Annotated in this window: 16 protein-coding genes; 8 read left to right on the top strand and 8 right to left on the bottom strand. The window is 37.8% G+C overall.

What is annotated here, in order from left to right:
• Window positions 1-12 precede the first annotated feature (12 nt).
• The gene (locus tag EHQ47_RS01470; RefSeq protein ID WP_135747486.1) at window positions 13-744 is read right to left on the bottom strand and encodes a ParA family protein; all 732 of its coding nucleotides are present in this window, start codon (window positions 742-744) and stop codon (window positions 13-15) included.
• Window positions 745-1,451: 707 nt separating this feature from the next.
• Here EHQ47_RS01470 and EHQ47_RS01465 point away from each other — a divergent pair.
• Window positions 1,452-2,033, top strand: coding sequence for a helix-turn-helix domain-containing protein (locus EHQ47_RS01465; RefSeq protein WP_135776409.1), 582 nt, complete (start codon window positions 1,452-1,454; stop codon window positions 2,031-2,033).
• Between the two features lie 29 nt (window positions 2,034-2,062).
• Here EHQ47_RS01465 and EHQ47_RS01460 read toward each other — a convergent pair whose 3' ends face one another.
• On the bottom strand, window positions 2,063-2,509 hold the full coding sequence (locus tag EHQ47_RS01460; protein WP_135776408.1) for a hypothetical protein: 447 nt from the start codon (window positions 2,507-2,509) through the stop codon (window positions 2,063-2,065).
• A gap of 114 nt (window positions 2,510-2,623) precedes the next feature.
• On the opposite strand from EHQ47_RS01460, the gene EHQ47_RS01455 reads away from it, so the two are divergent.
• A complete protein-coding gene (locus tag EHQ47_RS01455; RefSeq protein ID WP_135747483.1) occupies window positions 2,624-3,589 on the top strand; it encodes a YheT family hydrolase in 966 nt (321 codons plus the stop codon).
• Here the strand turns inward: EHQ47_RS01455 and mdoH are convergent.
• The 3 genes from mdoH to EHQ47_RS01440 are packed head-to-tail and all read right to left on the bottom strand — an operon-like array spanning window position 3,528 to window position 7,553.
• Entirely contained in the window at window positions 3,528-5,609 is a 2,082-nt protein-coding gene (mdoH, locus tag EHQ47_RS01450; protein WP_135776407.1) for a glucans biosynthesis glucosyltransferase MdoH, read from the bottom strand. The genes EHQ47_RS01455 and mdoH overlap by 62 nt on opposite strands.
• Window positions 5,606-5,995, bottom strand: coding sequence for a hypothetical protein (locus EHQ47_RS01445; protein ID WP_135747481.1), 390 nt, complete (start codon window positions 5,993-5,995; stop codon window positions 5,606-5,608). The genes mdoH and EHQ47_RS01445 overlap by 4 nt, the downstream gene beginning before the upstream one ends.
• On the bottom strand, window positions 5,979-7,553 hold the full coding sequence (locus EHQ47_RS01440; RefSeq protein ID WP_135776406.1) for an OpgD/OpgG family glucan biosynthesis protein: 1,575 nt from the start codon (window positions 7,551-7,553) through the stop codon (window positions 5,979-5,981). Before EHQ47_RS01440 ends, EHQ47_RS01445 begins: the two co-directional genes overlap by 17 nt.
• Before the next feature lie 142 nt (window positions 7,554-7,695).
• On the opposite strand from EHQ47_RS01440, the gene EHQ47_RS01435 reads away from it, so the two are divergent.
• Genes EHQ47_RS01435 through EHQ47_RS01420 form a run of 4 tightly spaced genes read left to right on the top strand, consistent with a single transcriptional unit; the run spans window position 7,696 to window position 12,926 of the window.
• Complete coding sequence (locus tag EHQ47_RS01435) at window positions 7,696-9,174, top strand: hypothetical protein (protein ID WP_135776405.1); 1,479 nt, start codon at window positions 7,696-7,698, stop codon at window positions 9,172-9,174.
• Entirely contained in the window at window positions 9,171-10,964 is a 1,794-nt protein-coding gene (locus tag EHQ47_RS01430; protein ID WP_135776404.1) for a hypothetical protein, read from the top strand. The genes EHQ47_RS01435 and EHQ47_RS01430 overlap by 4 nt, the downstream gene beginning before the upstream one ends.
• A 12-nt stretch (window positions 10,965-10,976) precedes the next feature.
• Window positions 10,977-11,873: a diguanylate cyclase DgcR gene (dgcR, locus tag EHQ47_RS01425; RefSeq protein WP_135776403.1), complete on the top strand. Its 897-nt coding sequence runs from the start codon at window positions 10,977-10,979 to the stop codon at window positions 11,871-11,873.
• A gap of 9 nt (window positions 11,874-11,882) precedes the next feature.
• On the top strand, window positions 11,883-12,926 hold the full coding sequence (locus EHQ47_RS01420) for a serine/threonine protein kinase (RefSeq protein WP_135747476.1): 1,044 nt from the start codon (window positions 11,883-11,885) through the stop codon (window positions 12,924-12,926).
• Here the strand turns inward: EHQ47_RS01420 and EHQ47_RS01415 are convergent.
• A complete protein-coding gene (locus tag EHQ47_RS01415; protein WP_135747475.1) occupies window positions 12,923-13,720 on the bottom strand; it encodes a TrmH family RNA methyltransferase in 798 nt (265 codons plus the stop codon). The two genes, EHQ47_RS01420 and EHQ47_RS01415, sit on opposite strands and share 4 nt — an antisense overlap.
• Window positions 13,721-13,866: 146 nt before the next feature.
• Window positions 13,867-14,400 carry a dihydrofolate reductase family protein gene (locus EHQ47_RS01410; RefSeq protein ID WP_135776402.1) on the bottom strand — a complete coding sequence of 178 codons (534 nt, stop codon included), beginning with the start codon at window positions 14,398-14,400 and terminating at the stop codon, window positions 13,867-13,869.
• Between the two features lie 61 nt (window positions 14,401-14,461).
• Between EHQ47_RS01410 and EHQ47_RS01405 the strand changes: the two genes are divergently transcribed.
• Window positions 14,462-14,989: a TetR/AcrR family transcriptional regulator gene (locus EHQ47_RS01405; RefSeq protein ID WP_135776401.1), complete on the top strand. Its 528-nt coding sequence runs from the start codon at window positions 14,462-14,464 to the stop codon at window positions 14,987-14,989.
• A 190-nt stretch (window positions 14,990-15,179) separates the two neighbouring features.
• The gene (locus tag EHQ47_RS01400) at window positions 15,180-16,928 is read left to right on the top strand and encodes a PAS domain-containing sensor histidine kinase (RefSeq protein WP_135747513.1); all 1,749 of its coding nucleotides are present in this window, start codon (window positions 15,180-15,182) and stop codon (window positions 16,926-16,928) included.
• Here EHQ47_RS01400 and EHQ47_RS01395 read toward each other — a convergent pair.
• Window positions 16,909-17,784, bottom strand: coding sequence for an efflux RND transporter periplasmic adaptor subunit (locus EHQ47_RS01395; protein WP_135776400.1), 876 nt, complete (start codon window positions 17,782-17,784; stop codon window positions 16,909-16,911). The two genes, EHQ47_RS01400 and EHQ47_RS01395, sit on opposite strands and share 20 nt — an antisense overlap.

The following is a 17,784-nucleotide window of genomic DNA, read 5'->3' as shown; positions in this document are numbered from 1 at the left end:
CGCCGGCGTACCTTACTTTAATTTCTCCGCTAAAGTTTCGAAAGCTTTCCAAGGAGCGCTTCCTTCCTGTAGAGGTTTCCCAGTTTCAGTTCGGTCCCGAATACTGTCGTTTTTTGGGATGGGTTCTAAAATTTTTAATGTTTTGATTGTGTTGAGCTTTTCAAGTAGATCCATTTGTTTTTGAGAAGTTCCCCATTGAGAGGGGAGGATCATGACGGATTTTTTCTTTGATTGTTCATCAAATCTTTCCGCTTCATCTACTTTTTTTAGGACTTGGGCCACAGTTCGAACTGCCCATTTGGATGGAGTGACAGGAACCAAGATGACAGAGGCTGGGAGGTAAGATGCGATGTTTTCTGAGGAACCGGATCCAGGGGTGTCAATTACTACGTAATCATATTTTGCTTTGAGTAGGATGTTTTTGAGGCGAGGGATCATGGAAAAGTCTTTTGAGGCTAAATAACTTAAATCCGAAAGTTCGATGATGGATGGCAACACATCTATATCGTTGGAAGGTTTCACAGATTCACTTAAAGTTGTTTCTGCATTTAAAACAGAAAGAGTGTTTCCTGAATCGAAAAACTCAACAGGTTCTTCAGGAAAAAAGAAGTCGGATAAGTCGGCTTGTGGGTCCATGTCGATTGCTAAAGTTTTCCCTCTTTTGGAAAGAGCTAAGGCAAGATGAATGGCTGTGGTGGATTTTGAAGTTCCGCCTTTGATGTTGGCAACTGTGATGATCTTCATTGCAAAATTAGATTGTGAAAGCTTCTTCTTTGTGCAATGAAAAATCAAAAAAATGAATTATTTTTGAAAAGTACGCCGGCGTACTTTTCCCATATGTGTTGGTGTTTTGAATTTTATCTTCGGTGTCATGCGCAAAGGATCGCAGCGGAAATCCTTTCGTGAAACGAAAGATTGGAGCGAAGAGCCTGGTCGTTTTTCTTTTCTGTTTGGAATTGAAGGGATTCGATGCGCCCGAGTAGCTGGAGTTTTTTTTTGAGTTTTGAAATAGAAAAATCCTTGTACTATTTTTGTGATCTTGTTAGATTGTTTGTAACCCCTTTAACCGGGTGATGTAAACTCTCTGGATTGTGTGGAAGCAGTTCAGAGAGACTTCTCTCCTTTCTTTTTCCCCTACCCTATTCCAACGGATCTTCTTTTTTGTTTCCAAATTCGGTTTGGGATTATGTCACATTAATACTTGACAAAAATCGAAATCGAATGTTAATAGAGGCTTGGGTAGGGGAGGTGTCCCTAAATCCCAAAGCGGTCTTCCACAATTTATACCGCTTATATACATCACCTGGAATTCAAATGAATTCCAAATATGGACGTTGTTAAAACTTCCAAAGCGTATGTTACAGTGCCGAAGGTTTATCTTTCTTCTGTAGCAAATCCAAAGAAAATTTTTTTTGGACGCCGAAGGCCTGTGTTGGATAGCAGGGGTCGTTATGAATGGATCAAAAAGAACGGGCGTTTGGGTCGCCCAATGGATGGAGGATTTGGGTCTTAGTCCAAATCAAACCAAGTTGTATGCAGAGATTGTGTCTTTGGATGCTTGTGGTGGATGTTTTGCTTCTAACGAGTATTTGGGGACTGTTTTGAGATTGAAAAAAGATACAATTTCTCGATTGGTTTCTGAGCTCAAAAAAAAAGGTTTATTGAAACAAACCGGATTTGATGGAAGGAAAAGATTTTTAAAACCAATGGTTTTGCGGGCAGGCCTTGCGTCGGATGAAAAAACGACAGAGATAAGAGGGGATGGATTGTCTGTCCGAGTGGGAATCGGAGTTTCATCCAAGTCTGGGTCCACGGAGGATACGAAGCCTTCTTATAAATACCAATTAGAAAAAAAAGTACATAAAGGGATTGAGATAGAAGTAAGGAAATCAGATTGGAAAGAGTTTTTGAATTGGTGCGAAAGGGAACTTTCTTTTTCGACAAGGATGTCACTTGCAGATCTGAGTGGCCCAGAGGCACTGAGTGGGTTGCAGCTAGTCTATTGGAAACGTTGGAAGGCAAATCCAGGATAAGGATTGGTTTGCCTTCTTTGTTTTTTTGGTTATTTTATTTGTGTTAGATCTTGTCTGAATTGTTTTCTCCCGCCTGGGTATTCGATGGAGTACAGGCATTGGCAGTTTTCCCAAGCGGGACTTGCGAAAAAATAATCGCTATTTTCCGATTGGCATGAGTCTTGTTTGGGTTTGATTTTGTGAGCAGAGATAAGGCGACCTAAGTCCTTTGTTTCTACTTCATCTAGTTGGACAGACTCTTGTTCTAAGAGGATGGACGTGAGTTTTGGGGAAGTGGAGAGGAGATTTGTTGCGTTTAAGCAAGTGCTCCTTCTCATAGCAAGGCTACCTGATTCAATGGCTTGTTGGCTTGCTTTTGCAGAAACGGCTGCATAAAACACTTCTGTATCACCTACAGTTTTCCATTCGGATTTTAGTGGCGTATAACTTTGGCAGGCGATGAAACATAAAAGTAGACTAGAAGGTATAAATCTCATATTGGGTCCTAAGTTTTATCGAGGCTTTCTTAATTGAAACAGCTTTTGGTAGGGTTCGTCGAGGATAATTTATTGTAAAAAATTCTAATTCGGCGAAAGTAGGGTGATCCCGCTATGAGTCTCTTTAAACCATTGCCTTTTTTTTCTGGCGCTATGATCCAATCATTTTTGGCTTCTTTTAAATCGAAATCAGACAAACGTTATGGCCATTCAGTAAAAGGTGAGTGGAAGTCTGTAAAGGCAAAGGATGGAACTACACTTCTTGCAAAAATTCATGAGGTTCCAAATCCGAAAGGTCTAATTGTGCTCCTACATGGTTGGGAAGGGAGCATTCATTCCAGTTATATTGTTCGGACAACAAGACATTTTTTGCAAAAAGGATTTTCGGTTTACCGATTAAACTTAAGAGATCACGGTGATACTCATCACTTGAACGAAGGGATATTTAACGGAAGTTTGTTGCAGGAGTCTTACGAAGGTGTTTGTGCACTTGTAAAAACTTCTGGTTTTAAGGGGCCAGTGTATTTGGCTGGGTTTTCGTTAGGAGGGAATTTTGTTTTGAGGATGGCAGGTCGGCATTCTCTTTCGAAACAGGCAGAACAAATTCCAGGATTAAAACATTGTTTTGCGTTTAGTCCGGCTCTAAATCCAAAGCGGGCCACGGTGAAAATGGATGAACATCCTTTTTTGCGAAAATACTTTCTGAATTCTTGGAAGGTTTCTTTGCAAAAAAAAGCAAATTTATTTCCTCATTTGTATTCGTTTCATGACTTGGATGATTACCAGTCGGTGATGCATCTCACAGAAAAAATGGTGAAAGAGTTTTCTCACTTTTCATCGGTAGATGAGTATTTTGATTCTTATACTTTGAATGATTTGTTTTTTAAGTCAGTTCGTGTTCAGACTACGATTTTGACTTCCATGGATGATCCGGTGATTCCATGGAAAGAGTTTGTTGAAATTCCACCTTCTTCCTATTTAGAAGTTGTGATTGAATCCAAAGGTGGACATTGCGGATTTATTGAAGATTTAAATCGTTCTTCTTATTATTGGAAATTGATGGAAAAAAAGATGGGTTGATTTCTTCCCAAATGGTAGTCCAATAATCTGCCCAATCTTCTTTTTTCGATGTCCAAAATTTTAAATAAAATGAATCAAGCAACTCTCTGTTGGAAAGAATTCGTAAGATGGTTTTTCTATCTAAGGAATTTGGACCCTGTTTCAATAACTGAACAAGATCTTCTTCTGTAGATTTTGGGAGTTTTGACTGATAAGTTTTATTCCCTTGTAGTTGTTTGTGTTGGTGAAAAAAAACTGGATGGACAAGTGCAAAGAAAAATTCTCTTCCTTCCAGATAACTATTCTTATGTGAGTCAAGGGTATTTTCTAGGTTTTTGATTAAGTCGAAATTTGGTTCCCAAAACTTTGTTTCAAATAATCGATTAAAAGTTTTATGTTCTTTTCCTGTAAAAATAACCAAAGGAATTGAAAGAATCCAGCCAACCCAGATAGGAAATGTCAAAACAAACAACATGGTGGAATGAGAATAACTGATATAAGCAGCGGCTAATCCGAGAACTGTCACACCAAAAAAGGAAGAGAGTATATAGGTAAGGTTGTATCCTGAGTCGGCATCCCTGTTTTGTGGGCCCCAAGTGATTCGTTTGTTGAGTAAAATTGAAAATACAAAGATACTATGATACACCATATAAATAGGGGCAATCAAAATGGAAAATAGAGTCTCCATGAGATACGCCGGAAGTTTTTTGAAAATTTGAAGGATTGGCAGGCTAAAAAAACTTAGGACTCTAGGTAAAAATAATAAAACCAAGGATAGGGATAATAGTTTTAGATACAGTGGGTCATAGATTTGCGATTTAAAAAATTCATATTCTTCGGGTAACATAGAGTAATTCAGATATTTGCTGTCTTCTAAATAATTCCATAAACTCAATAAGATGTAACACAACCAAATGGGCGAATTGAGATAAGATAAAATTCCGTTTAGAATATGAATTCTATTGATAAATGGAATTTTTTTTCCAAATAAAAACCAAAAATGTTGGAGATTTCCTTGGCACCAACGTTGGTCTCGTTTCAGCACATCGATAATGTTAGGTGGACTTTCTTCGTAACTTCCATCTAACTCATAGGCACAGTAAACGTCATATCCTGCTTTTCGCATCAAGGCAGCTTCAACAGTATCATGGCTCAAAATTTTTCCACCAATTCCTCCGTATTCTGGAAGGTGAGGGAGTGCACAATGTTCCATAAATGGTTTGACTCTTAGGATGGCATTGTGGCCCCAATAGCCGGTTGCATTGATTTGCCAGTAAGTTGCTCCTTTTAGGAAAAAAGGGCTAAATAAATAAGAAGAAAATTCGGTTAGTTTTTGGAATAAAGTTGTGGTGCGGAAAATTTTTGTGCTGGATTGGATGATTCCCGCTTTCGGACTTTTTTCCATATTTGCGATTAGTTGGATGATGAGTTCTCCCGAAACGAGGCTATCTGCATCAAGGATGATCATGTATTTATATTTTTTTCCCCATCTTCTGCAGAAGTCGGCAATATTTCCACTTTTCCCATTTAGGTTGCTTTTCCTTCTTCGGTAGTGGAAGTTATTAAAATTGTTAGTAGATTCACATAACTCTATATAGGCGGCTTCTTCTTTGATCCATTTTTCTGGTGTCCGTGTGTCGCTTAAGATAAAGTATTCTAACTTGGGAAGTTTGTGGATTTTGGTTGTTGATTCAAAAATTACTTTGATTCTGGAGAAAATCGAAATTTCGTTTTCTTCGTAAACTGGCATCACAATGGCAACGGGAATTGATTCTAACGCCGAAAAATCCAATTCCTTGTCGGGGATTTTTTTTGTTTTGAGTAATGGGTCGCCTTTTTTTTTAAGTGAGAGTAAAAATCCAAAAAAGGCTGTGTTTGCACCATAAGATAACATAGGCAGAAGAAAAATTAAGGTGATGAACTGATAGTATTCTGTGATTTCAATACCTCGAAAGGAAATGATTTCGATGAATAAACTAAATCCCCAAATGACAGGAATGATAAAAGTTAAGAAAAATAAACTGCGTTGGGTTTTGATCATAATAACCTGAATATGATGATATAGTAAAGAAGGCTCCATAGGAAGATGGATGCGATAATGAATAATGGTTTTAAAGATCCAACTATGGATTGTTTTGTTTTGTTTGTATCTCGTTTCCAGTCGGAAGAATTTGGGATCATGGATCCAAATTGCCAAGACCGATCAGCAATTGGGATTTTTTGAACCTCTTGGATTTTGTGGGTGGTTAAATAATTTTGCCAGAGCACCCAATCTGATGGGAAAGAAAAACTTAGGTGATTTGATTTGAAAAAATCATTCAGAATTTCTACAATTTCGAATTCATTTTTGGTCCCACAAAGAATTAAATAGGTGCGAGTCCTCTCACTAAATTCGTTCAAATAATCTTTGTTATTTGGAAAGTCCATCTCGATACATCCAAGTTTCGGTAATTCTTTGATTTTGATTTTTGAGAAAAACGGTCCAATCGGACTCTTCGGTAGTTGCAGGATACCAGATTTGGAGACGCCATTGGTCTAGTTCCGAAATTTTTTCTATTTTATAACGAATAGAATCGGAAGTGATTTTATTATTCTTTATGATAACTTCAAGTTCGGTTTTTCGATCGAGAGCTTTTAGATAATCTCCAGTGAAATACAGGGTAAAAACTTTTTCTTTTGGAAAGAGTGGGTCAACTCCTCTATAAAATGCGGATGCTTTTCCCAAGGTATGTTGTTTGGGTGATCTTTCCGTATAATGAAGTGTGTATCGAAATTCATATCCTTCATTTAAATTGGGCGGGACAGCAGGTTCCCAGAAGGTAGTGACGTTGTCATCGGAATCTAAATTTGTCGTGAATTCCAATAAATACAAACTGCCTTTGCCCCAGTCTCCTTTTGGTTCCACCCAAACACTAGGCCTTAAATGGTATTTGAGTTTTTCGTCTTGGTAACTTTTGAATTTTCGATCTCTCTGAATGAGTCCATAACCTAAAGGTGAATCTAGTGGAATTCTTGTTAGTTGAGTTTTTTTGGGATTGATCAGAGGCCTCCATTCCCATTCACCCATTTTGTTTTGAGTCAAAAGCCCATCGGAGTCATGTACTTCTGGGTGGATGTTCCCTAAAATGGGATTGTCTGCTTCGCCATACAAATACATTGACGTGATCGGTGCAAAACCTAGGCGTTTGATTTTTTTGCGAAGATAAATTTTTGCATGCACATCAATGGTAGTCGTTTCACCAGGATTGACTATAAATTCATAGGATCCTACCACGGATTCGCTATTCATAATCGCATAGATGGTAATGGTTGTGTCTGTTTTGTTCGGTCGTTTGATATAAAAACTTTCAAAGATGGGAAATTCCTCTTTATCTTTGGGTCCAGTGTTGATGGTTAGTCCTCTTCCCGATAGTCCGTATACTTGGCCTTTGGAAATTGCTCGGAAGTAGGATGCTCCCTGGAAAACTAAAAACTCTTCCAAAACTTCTTTTTGATTGATTGGGTAATGAACACGAAAACCGGTATAATGAAGTTTTTTAGTCAACTCTGCAAAATCATCTGCAAGAGGTAAGTCACCAAAATTAAACCGAGAGGCGTCGTAGGGAATTTCTTTTGGTTTTTCGTTAATCACTTCATATATTTGAATTCCATTGCTATAGATATGGCCTGGATGAAAAAAGTGCAGTTGGTATGGGAGAGCAAGATTTTTCCAAATGGCTACATCGGGTTTGTATTCAATTTGTCTATAATCTTCATAACTAATTCCATCTAAACCCGGGATTTTAAATTCGGGAGTAGGTGTGAATTTGGACTTTAATTTTTGTTTTGCGATTGAATCAACGGCTTGAAAGTCGAATACTTCTGTTGGGGTTGATATCGCCATTAATGTGGCAATTTTATTTAGAGTTAAATCATTTTTTCGGATGATGATGATGACACACAATACCAAGGCAATGAGTGCAAGATATATGTTCAATTTCTTCATAGGAGTAATGATAATAATTGAATCTATGGGGTCACGTAAATAATCTATTGTGGCAATTTTGTCTCACTAAACATGGATTTAGCAAGAGGAAAGTTTTTTTCTATTGCATAATTCAAACCTCTCTATAGAATTCCCTCATCTTATGAAATCCGTTTCTACCAAATATTACTTTTTGTTAGTTGTCACCTTATTCTTGCAATGTTCTGGTTCCCCCAAAACAGATAAAGTTTTCGGTGAGTCAGTGATCACTAATAACAAACCTCAAACATTCAAAAAGATCGCTCCCTTAACTGCCAATTCTTATGGTTCTAGAAAGAATCTATTGGAAAATGGATGGGCTGTCATTCCTTCGGGGAAAAAGAGTATGGATTTGGTTTATGAGAACGGAGGGATTAGCGCTCGCGTTGCCAAAGCCATGGTCCTTGTCCATATGAAAAAAAGAAGCTCTGATTATCCTGGAGAATTAGGGGACACAATGGCATCAGTCTCTTCTTGGGTGAATGCTGGTATGACTGATTCGTCTAGTAGAACAGGAGATATTTACGATGCAGCTTGGCAACTGAGTAAAACAGAATGGAAAACTTCGAAAGATAGTTTTAAAGAAGCCGGATCGAGATTTGTTCTCGGTTATATTTATTTGGTTCCTAGGGCTGAGGCAGATTTCAGACGATTGAATTCGACTTTAGATGAACTTGGTTTGAAACGAGATTCTTCCTCAAAGAAATTGAACGACCTGTTTAGTGCCACTCTGAATCAAAATTCTAAAAATATCATTTCCGCATGGAGTGATTCTTTTTCAAAAGCATCTGATGAGTTTACAAAAAATTATGAAGCATCAGGTGAGCGAGGGAATGCCCTTTTAGCTCTCGTAGATATTTTCCAAGGATATTCAGTGGCACTAAAAGAAGTAATGATCGCACCTATTGCGAAAACTGGTAAAAATACGGGAGAGATTCTTGTTGTCAATGGAGTGTATGTTCCCCTTTCGCAAACCATGAATTTTTCATCCAATGCTTTGATTTCAACGGGAGTCGTACTTTATTATTCAACGCAAACGGGTTATCGGGTGCTTTCACCGACCTTGGAAGCAGGTCTTTTTAGTTCTATCGGGATCCTCTCCGCATCTTCTACAATTCCGACTTATGCAGGTGGAACAACGCTTGCTGCTTTTAACCAAGTGACTTCTGTTGCTGCCACAACGACTGGAGGAGCCATCGGTGTTGCGGGTGGTGCAACCATTGATACAACAGCCTTCGCTACAGGAATGTTATACGATTTGTCAAAAGGTACAGCTGAGGCAGGTATGTATGCAATGAGTTCTGGGATGGTATTAGGATATGCAGCGATGACCGTTTTACCATCCCAATTGCTGCTTACTGCTGTGGATGGGCCAATTTTAATTTTTTATGATGGCCCTCGTGTTGTGATCGCTACGGTAAAAGGAAATTATTCCCCTTTTGATGATGCACCCACTGGATCGGTGATTGATTTAGAAGAAGCAAAAAAAGCAGGGAAAGTGAAGATATTAACGGATGATCCAAAGATCATAAAAAAAGTTTTGGATGCCGAGATCGAAGAACAAAAAAAACGCGCAAAAACAAAGGTGTCTGAAGAAAAATGAAATCAAAACCATACCAATTTATTTTTTTAGCTTTCACTATACTTATTTTACTCTTACATTGTTCGGGTTCTGATAAAAAGACTGAAGATCCACTAAAGAATACAAAAAAGTTAGCACTCGAGGGGCATAAGTCTCTTTATTACCAAGGGGCACTTCCAGTAAAAGGAACAAGTATCAAGTTCATTCCTCCTTTTCATGAATCTACAATCTATGTTATGGACCAAAGGCTTGGGTTCGCAGGAGAAGAATTTTCAAAGTCGGTTTTGAAAGCACGAGAGTCTGTTGTTATTGTCAAAGATGGAACCAAAATGAGTTGGTCAGCCGCGGGTAAGTTGAACGAAGGTGGAGAAGCTGCCATTCAGTATTTGAATGAGAACGCCACCAAACCTGGGTTATTTGTTATGTATAGTTCTGTGGCTGAATCTTATGGGTTGATTGGTACTTCTTGGGAGCGAGGCATTGAATCTCATCAAGCGGTGATTAAAAACTCAATCGCCACCCGGAAAGAATGGGATGATTGGGCGAATATGCAATTGAATCAGAAAGAAGAAAAAGACAATTCTCCTTCAACTAAAAAAAGGTTCAATGAATACAAAGAAAAATTCCAGAAGACATATGAATCCACTGTGTATGGCTATGTGGATTTAGATGATGCGCTGAAATCTTCGTACAATGAATCGTATGAGGAGTTTAAATCAGGAACTTGGAAACGAAGATTTGCTGAAATTGACGATCATCGGTCTTCCGTATCGGATAAAATTTTTGGGACTTGGAAAGAAACTTTTTTTTCTTATGGAAAGGATACTTCGCAAGAATTTGGTCGAGCCAAGGCAGATATTGAATCGATTGCGGATGGTGAAGGTGTTCCTTTGGCCCTTCTTAAGTTTTTTTCACGAACAGTGAAAGCTTTGTTTTATGACAGTGTTATCAAACCAATTGGGAAAATAACAATTCTCTCTGTTGGGTATGTTACTTGGAATGGAATCATTTATCCATCTGCATACATTACAACTGCCGCAGGTTCAAGTCTCTATTGTTTGGTAGAAACATTTACTTTGGCAGGGAAAGGTGTTGTTTATATCACTGCACCAAGTGTAGAGCTTGCGTTAGGTGCTTTGTTGAATAGTACGGAAGTCGTTTTGAAAGAATCGGTTCAATCTATGGAGAAAGGTGCAAAAGTCACTTCTGCCGTAGCGAGAAAAACATCTGCTTATTCTGTTAAAACAGCTGCCGTTGTGACAGAATCATCAGGGAAATATATTTTAGCGCCCATGAGTCTTGTGGGAGTCACAACAGCACAGACAGTTCTTGGTGGTGGACTTGCTGTTTCCGGTACTGTTACAGGGGCAACCTTTACAGGCGCTTCGGCAACGGCACAAGCAGTGACTTATACCTCCACGAAAGTTGCGGCGGGAACTGTAGGAGTAGTAGGCACCACGGCAGCTTTTGGAACCGGGACAACTTATGGAGTCTACCAGTTAACAAAAGCAGTTGGTGTTCCCAGCGGCATCGTGATTGGTTCAGGAGTTGTACTCAGTTATGAATTTGTTTCGCATATGTCCGCACATTCTGTGTTGGCAGTTGCGGATTGTACGTATTTAGTGTTATCCCTTGAAGGTGGGAAGTGGGTGGTCTATGGTGTGAAGGATGGCTCGAAAAAAGCCGCAGGATTACTAACTGGAGCCGTTGTTGATATGGACCAAATCCGAAAAGAAGGAGGAACTGTAGTAAAAGTTCCTTTAGAAGAGGGTGAAGTTGAAAAAATACTAGGTAAAAAAAAGAAAAAATAAAACCCTAGGAATATGGAGAAAGAAGGAAAAAAAATTCTCATCATAGAAGATTCGGAATTACAGCGAAAACTTCTCAATCGATGGATTTCTAACCATGGTTATGTTCCTATTGAAGCGGTCTCTCTTTCTGATGCCAGAGCGATCATTAGTCAGGATCAAATTGATGTGGTTCTTTTGGATTGGGAATTACCGGACGGTTCCGGTATTGAGTTGATTTCTGAGATTTTCTCTTCTTCTCCAGTGGGTTGGCTTCCTATCATTATGGTCACAGGCCATACAGAACCTGAAAACCTAAAACTTGCCATTGAAGCAGGTGCTACCGATTATATCACAAAACCTGCAAAAGAGATTGAGCTTTTGGCTAGGATCTTTAGTGCTCTTCGGATGAAATCTTTACATGATCAACTCAGAGAAACTGCAATCCGCGATGTAATGACTGGTTTATATAACCGACGTTATATGGAAGAAAGGATAGAGCAAGAGTTTCAACGATGTAAAAGACATAAACATAACTTATCATTGGCTATGATTGATATTGATTTTTTTAAAAAGGTAAATGATACTTATGGCCATGAGACTGGAGATATTGTTCTAAAAAAAATCGCTTCAGAACTGAAGTCTTGTTTGCGAAAGTCAGATATTATTTCTAGATTTGGTGGGGAAGAGTTTGTCATCGTTTTTCCTGAAACTGGTGTACCGGATGCCACACGTGTTTTGGATAAGATAAGAGAAAAAGTCTCTAACATTGAGTTGGAATCAGAGGCAGGTCAGAAATTTAAAGTTTCTTTCAGTGGAGGTGTTGCTGGCGGAGATATTTCTGAAGTCGAAAATCCAATCGAAATTCTTAGAACAGCTGATAAATTATTATATGAAGCAAAGTCCTCAGGTCGGAACAGAATCATCAATTAAATTATCAAATTGAACATTAATCATTCTTTTTACCAACTAACACCTGATTCCATACTGAATGCTTTGGAATCATTGGGATATGAAACGACAGGTAGATTTTATCCCTTAAATAGTGTAGAAAATCGTGTTTACGACATTGAAACATCCAATGCAGGAAGAATCGTAGTAAAGTTTTATCGACCAGGAAAATGGACTTACGATGAAATTTTAGAAGAACATCGCTTTTTATTAGAACTTTCCTTAGAAGAAATTCCGGTATTAACTCCCATCACTTTAGAGGGTAAAACTTTATTTGAATGGTCAGGGATTTATTTTGCCATTTGGCCTCTACGGAAGGGTCGGATCGTGGAAGAAATTGCCGGAGGTGACTTAGAAAGAGTAGGTGCACTTCTTGGTCGAGTCCATGCCGTTGGAAAAAAACTTGGGTCGATTCATAGACCCACACTTGACATCCCTTCTTATGGGTTAAAATCTTTAAACTTTATTTTAGAAAAGGGGCTCATTCCAAACAAAACTTTGGAAGAGCGGTATCGGATAACGGCTCTTAGGTCCTTTGAAATTTTTGAATCTTTAGTGAAAGAATATCAAATTCCTTTCCAAAGAATTCATGGAGATTGCCATAAAGGGAATCTACTCGTTTCATCCGAAGGATACAGCCTTTTGGATTTTGATGATTTTTTGGTGGGACCTATTGTACAAGATTTTTGGATGCTCCTGCCGTTAGGTGAGTCGGATCGAAAGAAGGATGTATTCGACTTTTTGCAAGGTTACACAATGTTTGCAGAGTTTGATGAACACTGGTTACAGTTGGTGGAGCCACTACGAATCATTAGATACATTCATTATGCAGCATGGATTGCGAAACGGTGGGAAGATCCTTCGTTTCCATCTTTATTTCCTCACTTTGGTACTGAAGAATATTGGTTAAAAGAAACTTTGGATTTGGAGTCAGCTAAAAAGGATTTGGAGGAACAGTCGATTGAAGTTTCAAATCAAAATGATATAGAACCTGAGATGACAAACAAAGATTTTTTTTGGGATTGGGAAAATTAAGAGGACTCACCAACTAGATGCGATAATGCAACTGCGAAAGCATGAGATACATTCAAAGAATCAATTTGATTTTTCATCGGAATATAAATTAATTTGTCTGAAAGATTGAGAATGTTAGAATCGATTCCTTCTGCCTCGTTACCTAGTACCAATACAAATTTTGTTTGTTTGCCAATTTCATAGATTGATTTAGTTTTTGATAATAAATCTTTCCCTTCTCTAGGAAGGCTAAGAGATAATAATGTGTGACCTGATTTTTTGAGAGAAGTTAGTGTTTCTGTTGAATTTTGTATGCGAACTAATTGGATCTGAAAAAGGGATCCCATGGACACTCTGACACTTCTTCTTAGATATGGTGATGCGGATTTATTGTCAAAGAGAACGGTTTTGATACCAAATGCAGCTGCGGACCGTAAAATTGAGCCAATGTTTTCACTATCGACGATTGAGTTCACAAATAACATTGGTGCAGTTGCCTCGGGCAATTCAGTCCATTTTTGAAAACCAACAGCCATAAACCCTTGGTGTACGGAAAATCCAATCGTATCTTCAAACACTTGTTTGTCGGCAATAAAACAACTGTTCACATCTGGCAACCTGGATAGGATTAAATCTTTATGTTTATCCCAGTATTTGGGCATACAAAATATAGATTCCACAGTAAGAGAGGAATTTAAGAGGCGGACTGCCGTTTTTTCATGGTCAGCGATGAATTTATCGGAAGGGTCTTCCTTTGCTTTGAGGAGTTGGTAGTCGGCGAGCCTGGGGTCTTGGGGGGATTGGATGTATTGCATTATGTCTCATTGGCCCGGGGAAGCCCCCACCCTGAATAGGGTGGTGGAGGCGGGCTTGTGGGTTTGTCCTAAAATCTCTAACACAAATCCCTCATTCCTTCAATCAAAGATTGAATTTCCAAAAGTTTTCTTTCAAAAAGTTCATATTACTTCAGATGATAAGTAGATTGAACAAATCCATTGGGATATGTCAAAGTTTGTATGTGTTCTAGTTTTTGGTCATGGGCAGAATCACCGAAAAGAGGAAGGCCTGAGCCAAGTAAAATCGGAGTTCGGGTGATTGTAATCTCGTTTAGCGCCTGTTCTTTGATAAAATGCTGAATTAGCTTCCCTCCATCCACATAAGCTGCTTTCATCTGTTGTTTTACTAAAGTAGCCGTTAAATTTTCAATGGTTCCATTAAAAATAAAAATTGGATGTCGGGACTCAAATTTGTAATCGAGATTATTGGTGAAAACGTAAACAGCGATAGAATCAAAAGGATATGGTTCAAAGCCAAGAACAGTCTCGAAGGTTACCCTACCCATAACAATACAATCAATTCCTTTCATAAAGGATGAATATCCAAAGTCATCGTTATCTAACTTATATTCTTCGGAGGTGAGCCAATCGAGCGCCCCGTTTTTTCTAGCGATAAAACCATCTAAACTGCTTGCAATAAATGCTTTATACTGTATCATTATATGAATTATTCTACGGCGTAGACCTTTTTTTCTACACTGTAGAATAAATATTCAAAAAATGAAACAAAAAATAATTCAAACTGCTCTGAAAATATGCGAAAAAGACGGATACGAATCCTTTAGTATGCGGAAATTAGCTACAAAATTAGGTGTGGACCCGATGGCTGTTTATCATTACTTCGAAAATAAAGATGCTTTAACTCTTGCGATGGTAGAACAAATCTTTAATCGGTTCCAAGACCAAGTTGCTGTTGTTGACAAACCATCTAAATCAACATTAAAAATAATTTTATATGAATATTGGAATCTATTTCTCGACTACCCAGGAATGTCTCTATACCTAATTAAAAATTCTTATAATGGGTTTCCTTCTGTTGTGACGTTTAATCAAACGTTAGAATATTTAATTGAAAAGGTTTTTCCAAAAGCCGATATTGAAAAAACATTAAACATTATAATTGATTTTATCCATGGCAATGCACTTGCGTTTTCATTTGTATCCTATAAAAAACAAAAAGTAAAACTGAGTCCTGCTAATCAAAAGGAATTTGAATCTTTATTGGTATATCTTTTGGATTCTCTTTGATCACCTAATTTTAGTTTTGTTGAGGTTTGGCATTTGAAAGCTTTGCAAAATTCACCTATCATCCCTCATTTGTAGTTGATAAAATTACAGACTTAAAAAAACATTTATTTGAAATCTCGGGTTTCTCCTAACTTCAATGAACATAGACCCTCGCACAGTTGTATTTATAAACATCGTTGGATGTTTGCTAATGTCTGGGGGACTTTGGTTTGCGGCAAGAGGTTATTTCCAAAGGCTTCGCTTTGTTAAAGATTGGTCAATTGCCACTTTATTACAGGCCCTAGGATGGGTAGTGATGGGAGCTCTCCGCGGTGTTATCCCGGACTGGATTTCTATCAGCGCAGGGAACTCACTAATACTTTTATCACTCGTTTATTCTAATAACATCATACTATCAATGTTTGATAGAAAGACAATGTGGAAGTCGGGACTTTTCTCTGTTGTTTTCGTATTTGTTTTGTTGGTATTACACCATTTTTCTGATCTTGCGCCAAAATATCGAATTTCATTAATATCTTTTGCAGCTTCTATTCAACTCATATTGTCTTCTAAAACCATCTTAGCAGCAAATAGAAAAGCAAGACTATCAAGTCATTTTGCAGCTTTTTTCTATTTAGCCTGTGGCGTTTTTTTATTTTTTCGTTTTTTGTATTATACATTCGCTGATGTTTCTGTTTCGCAAATAGCATTTGGAAAAGGACCCATTCAAGACATCACCTATTTGTTTTTTTATGTAACTTCTGTCATGATGACATTTGGCTTTTTGATGATGTGTATTGATATCTTCATTAAAGGTCAAGAGGAAAGTGAACAGAAATATCGTTTGCTTGCTGAAAATACTTCAGATGTCATTTGGGTATTAAATTATGATGACAAAAAGTATCTCTATGTCAGTCCTTCGATAGTTAACATTACAGGTTTTACTTCGGAAGAGGCAGTTCTTCATTCAGTGCAAGATTCGTTCACACCAACTTCTTTTAAATATATAATGGACGTATTGTCGACGAGAATCCAAGAATTTAGAGAAACAGGAGAAAGAAAACCGTTTAGTGACGAAGTCGAACAATACTGTAAAGATGGCTCAACAATTTGGATCGAAGCAAATACAGTCTTTCAATGGAATCCCAATGGTTCGATTAGTATATTAGGTGTCTCAAGAAACATTGATAAAAGAAAAAAAGCTGAAATAGAAAAGAATAAGTTTTTTTCCGAATTACAGTTATTGAATCATACTAAGGATAAATTTTTTTCGATCATTGCACATGATTTAAAAGGCCCGATTGGCGGGATGAATACCTTTGCTGGTATGATTTTAGAAGATTTAGATGCAAGACCCTTAAAACGAACAAAAAATGATTTGAGTATTCTTTTTCAATCTTCTGGTGAAATTTATAATCTTTTAGAAAACTTACTGACTTGGGCAAGATCGCAAACTGGAGAAATTGCTTTTTTTCCAGAGAGTATCTCTTTATATCGCTCCATAGAATCGGCAATAGCTTCTGTTTCTTTTTCGATTCAAAACAAATCCATAATAGTAAAGAACTCGGTTGATCCTAATACAACTGCGTATGCGGACGAAAAAATGATAGAAACTATACTTAGGAATCTAATTTCCAATGCGGTTAAGTATTCTCAACCTAATGCTGAAGTTAGGATATCAGCAGAATCTATAGAAAATGACATTCAAATTTGTATCACTGATTTTGGAATTGGTATCAACGAAGAAATTAGAAAAAAGTTATTTCGAATTGATGCCAAACAAACGAGTATGCCTGGTACGATTGGGGAAAGAGGCACTGCTCTTGGTTTGATTTTGTGCAAAGAATTTATCGAAAAACATGGTGGCAGTATTCGTGTGGAAAGTGAATTAGGTAAGGGTTCAAGGTTTTTTTTCACCTTACCTAAAGAATCAAGTGTTCCTATTCGGGAACGACTTTAGTTCCGTTGACCACTGTATCACCAGGGTAAAGTATCACTGATTCACCAACTGAAAGACCATTTTTAATCATACTAATTCCTTCACTTTGGTGTTCAACCTCAACAAATCGAAGTTTGGCTCTCTTTTTTTCAACAGTAAATACTACCCATTTTTCATCTTCACGAAACAATGCAGAAGTGGGTATGACAATTGCATTTGGTTTTTCAAATAGAATGATTTTACATTCTAATTCATAACCATCACCAATTCCGTGTGGCGGATTAAATTCAATGAATATGGGAACCCGTTGTTCCTCCACACCTAATGATGAAATTTTAGTTATCGCAGAAGGTTCTATGATAGAAACACGCCCTTCTAAAGTTTGATCTCCAAATCCGGTAAGTAAAACTTTATCATTGAGGTCTAAGTCAGGCATATCCTCCGATAGGACAAAAGCAGAAACATCAATTTTAGTAATGTCTCCGTAGTCCAAAATCCGCTCACCCATAGCGACCGGGCCCGCACTTTCGCGGTATACTTTTAAAATTTGACCGTTTGCAGTTGCTTTTACAGTTTTGATGATGTCCCAGTCAACAGTGACTAAGGTCATCCCCTTTGAAACTTTATCTCCGGCATGTAATTCCACTCTCCGCATAACACCATTTACTGGAGAATAGGCTGTATAAAGTTCTCTTATTTTTGTTTTGCCTTGAACTGAGAGTATTTGTTTGTAAACACTTTGGGTGACAGCCGAAACTTCTACGGGTTTTGGATCTTTTTTTAAAATTAAAAAAGAAATAACTAAAAAAAGTATCACACCAACGGCGATCTTAGCGTTTTTTGTTTTGGCCAATTCTAATATTTTTTCTTTTGTCAT

Origin of the sequence: Leptospira bourretii (genome assembly GCF_004770145.1) — a bacterium.
GTDB classification, from domain to species: domain Bacteria; phylum Spirochaetota; class Leptospiria; order Leptospirales; family Leptospiraceae; genus Leptospira_A; species Leptospira_A bourretii.
Note: the sequence above shows the minus strand (reverse complement) of the source record. Positions and strands in the feature narration are given on the sequence as shown.

Bases quoted from the DNA above. Each gene is read 5' to 3' on its own strand.
- EHQ47_RS01470 (WP_135747486.1), bottom strand. From the start codon at position 744: ATGAAGATCATCACAGTTGCCAACATCAAAGGCGGAACTTCAAAATCC.
- EHQ47_RS01465 (WP_135776409.1), top strand. From the start codon at position 1,452: ATGAATGGATCAAAAAGAACGGGCGTTTGGGTCGCCCAATGGATGGAG.
- EHQ47_RS01460 (WP_135776408.1), bottom strand. From the start codon at position 2,509: ATGAGATTTATACCTTCTAGTCTACTTTTATGTTTCATCGCCTGCCAA.
- EHQ47_RS01455 (WP_135747483.1), top strand. From the start codon at position 2,624: ATGAGTCTCTTTAAACCATTGCCTTTTTTTTCTGGCGCTATGATCCAA.
- mdoH (WP_135776407.1), bottom strand. From the start codon at position 5,609: ATGATCAAAACCCAACGCAGTTTATTTTTCTTAACTTTTATCATTCCT.
- EHQ47_RS01445 (WP_135747481.1), bottom strand. From the start codon at position 5,995: ATGGACTTTCCAAATAACAAAGATTATTTGAACGAATTTAGTGAGAGG.
- EHQ47_RS01440 (WP_135776406.1), bottom strand. From the start codon at position 7,553: ATGAAGAAATTGAACATATATCTTGCACTCATTGCCTTGGTATTGTGT.
- EHQ47_RS01435 (WP_135776405.1), top strand. From the start codon at position 7,696: ATGAAATCCGTTTCTACCAAATATTACTTTTTGTTAGTTGTCACCTTA.
- EHQ47_RS01430 (WP_135776404.1), top strand. From the start codon at position 9,171: ATGAAATCAAAACCATACCAATTTATTTTTTTAGCTTTCACTATACTT.
- dgcR (WP_135776403.1), top strand. From the start codon at position 10,977: ATGGAGAAAGAAGGAAAAAAAATTCTCATCATAGAAGATTCGGAATTA.
- EHQ47_RS01415 (WP_135747475.1), bottom strand. From the start codon at position 13,720: ATGCAATACATCCAATCCCCCCAAGACCCCAGGCTCGCCGACTACCAA.
- EHQ47_RS01410 (WP_135776402.1), bottom strand. From the start codon at position 14,400: ATGATACAGTATAAAGCATTTATTGCAAGCAGTTTAGATGGTTTTATC.
- EHQ47_RS01405 (WP_135776401.1), top strand. From the start codon at position 14,462: ATGAAACAAAAAATAATTCAAACTGCTCTGAAAATATGCGAAAAAGAC.
- EHQ47_RS01400 (WP_135747513.1), top strand. From the start codon at position 15,180: ATGTCTGGGGGACTTTGGTTTGCGGCAAGAGGTTATTTCCAAAGGCTT.
- EHQ47_RS01395 (WP_135776400.1), bottom strand. From the start codon at position 17,784: ATGACAAAAGAAAAAATATTAGAATTGGCCAAAACAAAAAACGCTAAG.